The organism is Bacillus sp. S4, assembly GCF_040838205.1.
Lineage (GTDB): Bacteria > Bacillota > Bacilli > Bacillales > Bacillaceae_G > Bacillus_A > Bacillus_A cereus_U.
On sequence record NZ_JBFPJI010000093.1, the window covers coordinates 1 to 11,825 of the forward strand.

Genomic DNA, 11,825 nt, shown 5'->3' on the forward strand with positions numbered 1-11,825 from the left:
ATGCTATACTATAGAATAATTACAACATAATAACTATTAAAATCAGATTCAACAGAAATGCTGCTATCCATTATGGATGGCAGCTTTCGTCGTTTTATAGGGGTTTCGATTTTGATTCTTTTTCTCAATAAGAATTCGGAAGGAGCGAGTATTAATGAACGCAGAAGTAAAAACATTACAAGCACAAAAAGATATTTCTCATCCCTCTTTATGGGATACATTAAAGAAACATTATGAACTTATATTTGCAATCGCATCTGGTATTTTTATTTTAGCTGGCTGGTTATTCACAAAAAATGATGCAATAAGTGCAGGTATTACTTTCTATATCCTTGCTTATGTAATTGGAGGATTTGCAAAAGCTAAAGAAGGTATTGCAGACTCAATTGAAGAGAAAGAGCTAAATGTTGAAATGCTCATGATTTTTGCAGCTATCGGCGCCGCAGTTATCGGTTACTGGGCAGAAGGTGCTATTTTAATCTTCATCTTTGCATTAAGCGGAGCAATGGAATCTTATACATTAAGTAAAAGCCAAAAAGAAATTTCAGCGCTTCTTGACTTACAACCTGAAGAAGCATTACGTATTTCACACGGAACCGAGGAACGTATTCCAGTTGGACAATTACAAATTAACGATATTATTTTAATTAAGCCAGGTGAGCGTGTTCCTGCTGATGGCACAATTCATACTGGTGAAACAAATATTGATGAAGCTGCTATTACAGGAGAACCTATTCCGAATGAGAAAAAATTCGGTGATGAAGTATTTGCTGGCACTGTAAATTTACGTGGAGCTATTGAAGTTAAAATTACGAAGCCGAGCGATCAAACATTATTCCAAAAGATTATTCGTCTCGTTCAAAGTGCACAAAGCGAAAAATCACCATCACAACTATTCATCGAAAAATTTGAAGGAACATACGTAAAAGGTGTACTACTTGTTGTTGCGCTTATGATGTTCGTTCCTCATTTCTTACTTGATTGGAGTTGGAATGAAACGTTTTATCGCGCTATGATCTTACTTGTAGTCGCTTCTCCTTGCGCACTAGTTGCAGCCATTACACCGGCAACTTTATCAGCAATTTCAAACGGAGCGAGAAACGGTATTCTCTTTAAAGGTGGTATTCATTTAGAACGTCTAGCTTCAGTAAAGGCGATTGCCTTTGATAAAACAGGAACATTAACACAAGGAAAACCTACTGTAACAGATGTATATGTTCGAGAAGGCATAGCAGAAAGTGAAGTACTTTCTATTACAGCAGCGATTGAAAGTCACTCTACACATCCTTTAGCAGAAGCGATTGTTAAATATGCAAAACATGCTTACGACATTACGATAAAAAAACCAGAAAACGTTGAAGATGTAACTGGTTTTGGATTAAAAGGAATATTAGAAAACAAAGCTTATAAAATTGGTAAAGCTGATTTTATCGGAGAAGAAATAAAAACATTCCATAATGGCATTTCTGCTTCACTTGAAAAAGAGGGGAAAACTGTCGTTTATATTAGTGATGAGGATGGTATTCTTGGACTGATCGCTTTAAAAGATACCCTTCGCCAAGAAACGATAGCGGCTATTCGTGATTTGCAAAGCATTGGTGTCGAAGCAATCATGATTACTGGTGATAATGAAGAAACAGCAAAAGCAATTGCCAATGAAAGTAATATAAAAGAATATTACGCATCATGTTTACCGGAAACAAAAGTTGAAACGATAAAGCAGTTAAAAGAAAAGTATGGCATAGTCGCCATGGTTGGAGATGGTATAAACGATGCACCTGCCCTCGCTACTGCTAGTATTGGTGTTGCAATGGGTGAAGGAACAGACGTAGCATTAGAGACTGCAGACGTTGTTCTTATGAAAAACGAATTATCTCGTCTCTCTCAAGCAATCCGTTTATCAAAACGAATGAACCGTATTGTGAAGCAAAACGTTATCTTCTCTTTAGCTGTCATTGCAATGCTGATTTGTTCAAATTTTTTACAGTTTTTAGCTCTTCCCTTCGGTGTTATTGGACATGAAGGAAGTACCATCCTTGTCATTTTGAATGGTTTACGATTATTAAAAGGAAATAAATAACGGGTCCCTGATGAAGGACCCGTTTTTTTTAATGGTAGCTATTATGACCGTTCGCACTGCTGCTTGTTTTATGCTTTGGATGCGAACTGCTCTTTTGTTTATTGTTGCTTTTATTGTTGTGGTTCTTTTTATTATTACTCATGAAATATCCCCCCTGTCCCCTTTTATTATGGAACAAGAGCTCATTTTTCATTACGGGAATTATTGTCACCCGTTCTATAATGATGGAGTAAACCATTAATTTCACCGCCAAGTAAAATTACCCACGCAGTTAAGTAAAACCATAACATTAAAATAATGATACCACCGAGACCACCATATGTATTAGCGTAATTTGCAAATTTATCTACATAATAGGCAAATGAGTACGATACCACAATCCACCCTACAGTAGCAAATAAAGCCCCCGATATGACTTCTCTTCGCTTTAATTTCCGATCAGGTGCAAACGTATATAAAAAGCTAAACAAAGCGACCAAAACGAAGAAACTCGCTACTAAACGTGCAATACTCCACACATAAGCAAAACTATCCGATAAACCAATTGCTTTAAACACTGCTGCACCAATTACTTGTCCGAATACTGGAACAATTAGCGCAAAGACAATCATAAAAATAATAGCTAATGTAAACACAATTGATAAAGCTCTTGTTTTAATAAAGGAGCGTGTTTCTGTTACATCATAAGCACGGTTAAAAGCATTCATAATCGCATTTACTCCATTAGAAGCAAACCATAACATCGATAGTAAACCGAATGATAATAAACCACCATTTTGTTCGTTTACAACTTTATCTACGTTTACTTCAATTAAGTTCATCGCATCTTCTGGTACGTACGGTTCTAATAAATTGAGCACACTTTCTGTTTGAAGGTCAATAAAGCCAAGAAGCGTAATTAAGAAAACAAGCCCAGGGAAAATCGCAAGCAAGAAGAAATAAGCGAGCTGTGCTGCTAAGCCCGCTACATCATCGCGCATCGTCCGGTCATATAAATCTTTCCCAAACGAAAAAGTGCGATTTCTTTTTGCTTTTTCTAGAAATTTTCTCATATTTTTTAGACGCTTTTCTTCTCTTCTTTATTTTGCTTTAGCTCAATGTATGCTTCAGTTTTTTTTTCCTCTGCATTTGAGTCCTTCATAAATAATTCACGCGCTTCTTTCATACCACCATCTTCAGCTACCACTGGCTCTTCTTCTGCTTTAAGCTCATCTACCTTTGGAGATACAGCTTGAATTTCAATCGTTTCCGGTTTTTCTACTGGCACAATTTTTTTCTTACTAAAAATTTCTTTCGTTTCTTTTAACGTTTCTACAACAGACGGCGTCAATTTTTTAATTTCTGCTACTTTCGCTTTCACTACATTGAAATCAGCAAGTTCGCGTCCTTTATCTGTAACAGTTTGCACTTTTTCTTTTATCTTCGCATTTTCACCAATTTCAATCATCTTTGTTTTTGCTTTTTCTGCCGTGTTTTTTACTTTTTCACGGTTTTCTTTCTTTAACATAGATACAGCTACACCTGCAGCTACACCAATCGCAATGTTTCGAGCAATATTATTTTTCTTTGCCATATTCCTTCACCCTTTCATTTCTTATATTAGAAAGTATTACTTTCTAAGCTTCCTCATATTCCTTGTTCATTTCGAATGAAAGCTAATAGCTTTACACACCCTTCTGTTACAAGGTCATACACTTCTTGGAAGTTCCCTGTAAAGTAAGGGTCAGGAACGTCTGTCCAGCCACCGTCTGGAACAAAATCGGACAGTCTACCAATATAGCCTCCAGTTTTATCAAAACTTTTTAAATCCGCTATATTCTTGTTGTCCATGGCAATAATATAATCAAACTTTGTTAAGTCTTCTTTTTCTACTTGCCGTGCTTTAATTCCTTCAAAAGAGACTTCATTTTCTTTTAAAATTTTTTGTGTTCCTTTATGTGGTGGATGACCAATATGCCAATCTCCAGTTCCTGCAGAATCAATGACAATTTTCTCTTCGAGTCCCTCTTTTACGACAAGATCTCGAAAAATTGCTTCTGCCATTGGAGAACGACAAATGTTCCCAAGACAAACAAACAATACTCGGACCATATTTTTGTTTCTTCCCTTCTTGGTGCATTTCTTACTATATACTTATATAGTATAAACAACCAATTATTAAATATAAAGGAAATCCCTACTAATTTAATAGGATTGAAAAGTTTCATTAACGAAAATGATAAAAAAATGTTAAGATAACCTTATGTTATTTTAAAGGGGGACACTTCGGTGGATTTATCCGTAAAATCAGAAGCAAACGTTGAATATATGGTAGAAGCTATTAAAGAAAAATTACGCATGGTTAATGCTGGAGCAATGAGAGCTGCTAGTTTTAACGCAGAAATGTACGAGGACTTACGTGACATTTATGAGCATGTTATGAAACGTGAAACATTCAGTATTAGTGAAATGCAAGCTATTACTGAGGAATTAGGTACATTAATTAAAAAATGACAAAGAGCCTCACGTATTCGAGGCTCTTTTAATTTCAACAAATTCATGACAACTCTTCTCTTTTCCTCATCACATTCTAAAATACTGTACAATGAAAGTAGAACCTCACCTTAGATTTTTTCTCCATACATACTACTCTAAAAAAATTGCCACACTACCATTGCTAACTGTTTTTACTGGGGGTGCTTACTTATGAGCAATTGGTACAGTAAGACGAAAAATCAAACATTAATCGACCTAGAAACAAATGAACAGCACGGTTTAACAGATGAAAACGTAAATGAACGTTTAAAACAGTATGGTCCAAACGAATTGACTTCAAAACAAAAACGTACTTTATGGCAGCGCGTTTTCGCCCAAATTAATGACGTCCTCGTATATGTCCTTATTATCGCTGCCCTTATTTCCGCCTTTGTAGGTGAATGGGCCGATGCAAGTATTATCGCGCTCGTTGTAGTTTTAAATGCTGTTATCGGTGTAATCCAAGAATCGAAAGCAGAACAGGCTTTAGAAGCATTGAAAAAGATGGCAACACCTAAAGCTATCGTAAAGCGAGATGGTGAACTTAAAGAGATTCCATCTGAGCACGTCGTTCCAGGTGATATCGTTATGCTTGATGCTGGGCGGTATATCCCCTGCGATTTACGACTTATCGAAACTGCGAATTTAAAAATTGAAGAATCTGCTCTAACTGGTGAATCTGTCCCTGTCGATAAAGATGCAGTCTACCACCCTTCCATGCAAAGTGATGAGCAAGTACCATTAGGCGATCAAAAAAACATGGCCTTTATGTCGACGTTAGTAACATACGGACGTGGCGTCGGTGTTGCTGTCGAAACTGGAATGAAATCACAAATCGGAAAAATCGCAACTCTTTTGCATGAAGCTGAAGATGATATGACACCGCTTCAAAAAAGCTTAGCACAAGTAGGAAAATATTTAGGTTTTGTCGCTGTAGCTATTTGCGTTATTATGTTTCTCATCGGTTTTTTACAAGGAAGAGATACTTTGGAAATGTTTATGACCGCAATTAGTTTAGCTGTTGCAGCCATTCCAGAAGGCTTACCAGCTATCGTTTCCATCGTTCTTGCAATTGGTGTTCAGCGTATGATTAAACAAAACGTTATCATTCGTAAACTACCAGCTGTTGAAGCTCTCGGTTCTGTCACGATTATTTGTTCAGATAAAACAGGTACATTAACTCAAAATAAAATGACTGTTACTCACTTTTATAGTGATCGTGCATACGATCAGCTAGAAAATTTGAATGTAAATAATGCTGCACACCGTCTATTATTAGAAAACATGGTTTTATGCAACGATGCTTCTTACGGTGCCGACTCACAAACGGGGGATCCTACAGAAATTGCCCTTCTTGTTGCCGGAAGCTCTTTTAACATTCAAAAAGATTATTTAGAAAATAAACATGAACGTGTTAACGAATTGCCTTTCGATTCTGATCGTAAAATGATGTCAACTGTACATACGTACGATGAAGGCTACTATAGCATGACGAAAGGTGCTATTGATAAACTTTTACCTCACTGTACCCATATTTTTATTAATAATAAACTGGAGGTCCTAACAGATTCTGATAAAAATCAAATATTAGAAGCTGCCGGGTCAATGTCGCAAGAAGCCTTAAGAGTACTTTCATTCGCATATAAACGATACGATTCAAACGATGTGGATATTAATCACCTCGAAGAAAATCTCATCTTTATCGGTCTTATCGGTATGATTGATCCACCACGCACAGAAGTAAAAGATTCAATTATAGAATGTAAAAAAGCTGGTATTCGCACAGTTATGATTACTGGTGATCATAAGGATACCGCCTTTGCAATTGCCAAAGAACTTGGTATCGCTGAAGAAAAATCTGAAATTATGATTGGAACTGAATTAGATAACATTTCAGATACAGAACTAGCAAGTAAAATTAATCACTTAAATGTCTTTGCTAGGGTTTCTCCAGAACATAAAGTGAAGATTGTAAAAGCATTACGTGATGAAGGAAATATCGTTTCCATGACTGGTGACGGTGTAAATGATGCTCCCTCTTTAAAACAAGCTGATGTTGGAGTAGCAATGGGAATTACAGGAACAGATGTCGCAAAAGGCGCAGCAGATGTAGTTTTAACAGATGATAACTTCTCATCTATTGTGAAAGCTGTTGAAGAAGGAAGAAATATTTATCGTAATATTAAAAAGTCTATTCTCTTCCTACTCTCTTGTAACTTCGGCGAAATTATAGCTCTCTTTTTAGCTATTTTACTCGGCTGGGCAACACCACTACGACCTATTCACATTTTGTGGGTAAATTTAATTACAGATACACTGCCTGCATTATCACTCGGTGTTGATCCTGAAGATCCAGATGTGATGAAGGACAAACCACGACATGCGAAAGAAAGCTTATTTAGCGGCAGCGTTCCTTTTCTTATTTTCAATGGGGTTGTAATTGGACTTCTTACTTTAACAGCCTTTATCGTCGGGGCAAAGCTCTATACAGGAGATACAAATTTATTTCCTCTCTTCCCAGATCAAATTGATGAAGACGCTCTATTACACGCTCAAACGATGGCATTTGTCGTTCTTAGTTTTTCTCAACTCGTTCATTCATTTAACTTACGTTCAAGAACGAAATCAATTTTTTCAATTGGGATATTTACAAATAAATATTTAGTCTTCTCACTTCTAATCGGTGTTCTTATGCAAGTGTGTATCATCTCCATCCCACCTCTTGCCAATATATTTGGTGTGCATGCATTAACAATGCGAGATTGGGGATTTGTTCTCTTGTTAAGTATCATTCCGCTTGTTGTGAATGAAATCATTAAATTATTTAAGAGAAAATAAAGTGCAAATAGCGAATAAAAGGCAATGAGGAATATTCCTCATTGCCTTTTTGTTTATCCTTGTAATTCTTTTTTAATGTTTTCTGTTAATGTAGCCATACGCTTACGACTTTCTTCACGCTCACGTTTATTTTGCTCTTCAATTTGTTGTGTTTCTTGCATACCTCTTGAAATAATGTTCCAAGTTTCCTCAAGTGTTTCCATCTTAATACTAGAAGAACCTGATATTCTCGCTACTTCCACACTTTGAGTTGCGATATTTTGTGCATTTTTCTTAAGTAATTCATTTGTACGGCGATCAAGTTCAGCCATAGAGTCCGCAACAAGTTTTTGACGTTTCGCATTTACCGCTTGAATGATACCATTTTTAAAAATAGGAATCGTTGTAATAAATGCTGTATTGATTTTACCGATTAATTTATTGTTACCGCGTTGAATCATACGAATTTGTGGCGCTGTTAATAGAGCAACCATACGTGCTTTTTCTAAATCATCAATACGTTGTTCTAAAATTTCAACAGAGTTTTTAAGCGATTCTAATTCAATACCTGCTAACTGATCATTATTACGTATGCGTTCTTCGTACATCGGAACTAACTCTGTATTTAAACGCTCTAATAACATTTCCCCTGCTACTACGTATTTTTCTAAGTCTAAATAATACTTTAAGTTTTGCTCATATAAACCATCTAACGTACCAATTGATTTTTTCATTTCATCTTGATACTTCGTAATTTCTACGTATACTTTATCCATTTCGCGACCCATCGTCTGATACTTACTAAAGATTTGTTCAATCATTTTATCTGCTTTTTTGAACATACGTGAGAAGAAACCACTTTTCTCTTCCGCAAAGTCTTTACTATCAAATCTGTCCATAATTTTACCAAGCTGTTTTAATAATTCACCAGAGTCTTCTATTTTCGATAAAGACATTGTATGTAAAATTTGATCAGCGAAACGTGAAATCTCCATAGAAGGCTCTTTTCCAAGCTCGATTAATTCTAGTTGGTCTTTAATGTCTACTGCATTATAAATACGTTGTACTTCAGCATCTTGTCTAAGTTGCAAGCGAACGTCTTGTGCGGTTTGCTCATTCAATTCTGTTTTCGAATCTAGTACGACTGGGTTATTCATATGATATTCTCCCTTTCCTTATAAAAATGGACGAAATAGTCCTTTTATTGTTTGTGATAAATTTTTATAGGCTGATGAACCATGAAATTCAAGATCGAAATTAACTTCTTCAAGCCAATGTGAGTCAAATGCTCCTGATTCAATATACGGTTCAATATCGTTTCTCCCCGTTGGATTAAAGTGGAATACATCTACTCCAATTTGATTTAAAAATAGTAATAACACAGCATCAGAACGACTTAATTCTCCGCTCTTCTCATTATTAAATATAACAATTTTCGGTACTTCTTGCGAATAATCAAATTTCTCAAGCTGCTCTAAAATGTTCGGTGGTATTTGCGAGAGTTGTGCGAAAACATACAGTGCTACATCTTGTTTCGTCTCTCTCGCAATTGGTTTACACATTTCACTTTCACACGTATGAATAATCGCTTCTGCAATACCATGTTGTAATCCTTCTGGTAAACGCTTATGCGGCCACCAGTGGCTGTTCATAATTAAATCCGGATGTAACTTCCCCCCGCGGTCCAATGCATCACGATAATGATATTGGAAATTCGCTTTTTGTTCTTTCGTAAACGGGAATGTATTAATTAAAAAACTGTTATCAAATGATGTAACAGCCTTTAATCGCTGGAAATATTCTTTATCATTCTTTGAAACGCCTGATATTTTTGCAAATAAAGAAGGAATATAAATATGCTTATTTTCAACAAAGAATGTTGGACGTACAAATGCCTTTTCTTTCGTAATTAAAAAGAGTTCATCGTACGTTGTTTTGAGCGTACGGGCTACAGGTGTATACGAACGGAATTGCCACGGTTTGTATAATAATGAATTATCGTGGTGAAGTACTTGCTCGATTTCTTTTGAAGCTTGATAAGCTACTGTTGCGACGCGTTCACGACGCCGATCAGGAAATGGTTCTAATGAAATACGACCCGAATGAGATATGACAAAGGTCTTTCCTTCCTCATCTACACTCTCAAATCCATCTTTTCCTTCTGGGTGATAATAAAGCACATCGCAGCCGAGCATAATAAGAAAGTATAAGAAATATATACGACTCTCCGTCGCATCACCGTACCAAACGATACGCGGCATTTGTTTCTTATAATTAATCGTAGAGAACCACTTCGCTACGTAATTTTCACTTAATTTAATCATATCGATTAAGAAACGCCGGAATCCTTCTGTTTTTAAAGATTGATTATGTTGTTTCTCATACAATTTCAATACAGCAATAAACGTCGTATATATATAATGCTGTAAATCCGGATTGTCTACTTGCGGTAATAGTTGTTTCCCAGACAAATGTGCTACAAGCCTATTTACTGTAAGTCCATTCGGCGCTTCTTGATGTAATGCAAAAACTTCTTGAATATGGCGCAGTTTTTCGGGATCAATCACCTTATTTAAATTTTGTTCATGCAAAACCTCGATCCCTTTTGCTTCACTATAATCAAATAGCCCATTGAAATATTCATCTACATCATTCGGAACACCAAGAATGCGACTTGCTATGTAACTAAATTTCATCTCATTCTCTGTCAGTTCATATTGTGGGCGTTTTTCTAAAAGTGCTTCAAATTGCTTTAAATCTGATTCATCTTTTAATGCACATGGTTGAAGTGTAAAACGTGAAAACACAACAGTTCACCTCCAAAAACATTTACGTTTTTTCTAAAGTCTCTCTTCTATTATAAACTATTTTTAGTTATAAAAAATGGGCGCTCGCATAACGAGCAAACCCATTTCAATTATTTATGTTCATTTTTAGTAGCTGCAACTTCTTCTCGTGCTTGTCCACTATTCTTCATGTAGTGAATTATAAATGTTATTCCAAACGCTACAACTAAAACAATAAAGAACACTGTATGACTTACTTCAATATGAATGACAGATAACAGCATTTTTGCCGCAATAATTAAGATTAAAATATATGCTGTCGTTTCAAGTTCTGGAATACGCTCTAACAATTTTAAGAATACGCCAGCGATACCACGCATCATTAAAATACCGAGCATTCCACCTAATAGTAAAATCCAAACTTCATTCGATACACCAAATGCAGCAAGTACACTATCTACAGAGAATGCGATATCCATTAATTCAACCATCGCAACCGTTCCCCAGAAAACACCGAACATTCTGAAGAGAATACTATTTTGGTTCAAACCATGGGCTTCCTCTTCTTCTGAAGTGCCTTTTCTTTTATCAATGAAATATTTAATTGACAGCCAAGCTAAGTAAAGCGCACCTAACACTTTTACCCATGCCAATTTAATTAAGAACATTCCGATTCCAATTGCAATAAAACGGAATACATAAGCTCCAATCAGTCCATAGAATAATGCTTTTTTTCGTTTTTCTTCTGGAAGATGTTTTACCATTACCGCTAACACAAGTGCATTGTCAGCAGATAATAAACCTTCAAGTACAACAAGTGTACCTATTAACCCCCAAGATACTGGATCTTGTAACACTTTAATCCACATGTCCAAGTCGAAAAACTGAGCATACGTATCAAGGATTCCTTGCAAAATACTCATCTTACCTTTATCCCCTATTCTTTGCTAGATTTATAGAAAGGTCAAAAAAAGGAAACGAATGCCGTTTCCCTTCTTATGCATCCAAGCCATACGCTTTTACAAGCGCACCTAATCCACCTTGGAATCCGCTTCCTACTGCACTAAACTTCCACTGTCCATTATGACGATATAATTCACAAAAGACAACTGCTGTTTCAATGGAGAAATCTTCCCCTAAATCAAAACGAAGAACTTCTTCGTTTGTTTCTTCATTTGCTAAACGAACGAATGCATTTGCAACCTGTCCAAAGTTTTGATTACGGCCTTCACCATCATAAATTGTAACTGTAATAGCAATTTTATGAACATCTGCTGGAACCTTTTTCAAATCGACAACAAGTTGCTCATCATCGCCTTCACCTGCACCTGTACGGTTATCTCCTGTATGTAAAACTGATTCACAAGGAGACTGTAAATTATTATAGAAAATAAAATCAGTTTCCTTCGTACATTTCCCGTTCGCATCTAATAAAAAGGCAGATGCATCTAAATCGAAATCAGATCCACCATCATAAGATTTAATATCCCATCCAAGACCAATTACTGCTCTTGATAAACCTGGGCTTGTTTTAGCTAAATCAATTTTCTGTCCTTTTTGCAATTGAATAACCATATATATTCACCTCTATATTTTAATTTCAAAAAATATATCCATCAGTAAATACG

General features: G+C 35.9%; 10 protein-coding genes. 3 read left to right on the forward strand and 7 right to left on the reverse strand.

Annotated elements, in window-relative coordinates:
* Positions 1-154: 154 nt before the first annotated feature.
* Complete coding sequence (locus tag AB3X48_RS11595) at positions 155-2,080, forward strand: heavy metal translocating P-type ATPase (RefSeq protein ID WP_002113732.1); 1,926 nt, start codon at positions 155-157, stop codon at positions 2,078-2,080.
* A 182-nt stretch (positions 2,081-2,262) separates the two neighbouring features.
* Here AB3X48_RS11595 and AB3X48_RS11600 read toward each other — a convergent pair whose 3' ends face one another.
* Genes AB3X48_RS11600 through AB3X48_RS11610 form a run of 3 tightly spaced genes read right to left on the reverse strand, consistent with a single transcriptional unit; the run spans position 2,263 to position 4,171 of the window.
* Positions 2,263-3,132, reverse strand: a complete 870-nt coding sequence (locus AB3X48_RS11600) for a YihY/virulence factor BrkB family protein (RefSeq protein ID WP_016103447.1) — start codon at positions 3,130-3,132, stop codon at positions 2,263-2,265.
* Positions 3,133-3,137: 5 nt separating this feature from the next.
* A complete protein-coding gene (locus AB3X48_RS11605; RefSeq protein ID WP_002115844.1) occupies positions 3,138-3,653 on the reverse strand; it encodes a DUF4075 domain-containing protein in 516 nt (171 codons plus the stop codon).
* A gap of 53 nt (positions 3,654-3,706) precedes the next feature.
* Positions 3,707-4,171 carry a low molecular weight protein-tyrosine-phosphatase gene (locus tag AB3X48_RS11610; RefSeq protein ID WP_002159414.1) on the reverse strand — a complete coding sequence of 155 codons (465 nt, stop codon included), beginning with the start codon at positions 4,169-4,171 and terminating at the stop codon, positions 3,707-3,709.
* A 177-nt stretch (positions 4,172-4,348) separates the two neighbouring features.
* Between AB3X48_RS11610 and AB3X48_RS11615 the strand changes: the two genes are divergently transcribed.
* Complete coding sequence (locus AB3X48_RS11615; RefSeq protein WP_002113714.1) at positions 4,349-4,573, forward strand: DUF1128 domain-containing protein; 225 nt, start codon at positions 4,349-4,351, stop codon at positions 4,571-4,573.
* A gap of 192 nt (positions 4,574-4,765) precedes the next feature.
* Positions 4,766-7,432, forward strand: coding sequence for a cation-translocating P-type ATPase (locus tag AB3X48_RS11620; RefSeq protein WP_016103446.1), 2,667 nt, complete (start codon positions 4,766-4,768; stop codon positions 7,430-7,432).
* Between the two features lie 53 nt (positions 7,433-7,485).
* On the opposite strand, the gene AB3X48_RS11625 is transcribed toward AB3X48_RS11620, so the two are convergent.
* From AB3X48_RS11625 to AB3X48_RS11640, 4 genes are all read right to left on the reverse strand, one after another.
* Positions 7,486-8,568 (reverse strand): toxic anion resistance protein, encoded by a 1,083-nt coding sequence (locus AB3X48_RS11625; RefSeq protein ID WP_002115838.1) that lies wholly within the window; start codon positions 8,566-8,568, stop codon positions 7,486-7,488.
* An 18-nt stretch (positions 8,569-8,586) separates the two neighbouring features.
* Positions 8,587-10,218, reverse strand: a complete 1,632-nt coding sequence (locus tag AB3X48_RS11630) for a YceG family protein (protein WP_002159417.1) — start codon at positions 10,216-10,218, stop codon at positions 8,587-8,589.
* Positions 10,219-10,328: 110 nt separating this feature from the next.
* Positions 10,329-11,120, reverse strand: coding sequence for a TerC family protein (locus AB3X48_RS11635; protein WP_016103445.1), 792 nt, complete (start codon positions 11,118-11,120; stop codon positions 10,329-10,331).
* A 73-nt stretch (positions 11,121-11,193) separates the two neighbouring features.
* Entirely contained in the window at positions 11,194-11,772 is a 579-nt protein-coding gene (locus AB3X48_RS11640; RefSeq protein WP_016103444.1) for a TerD family protein, read from the reverse strand.
* Positions 11,773-11,825 lie beyond the last annotated feature (53 nt).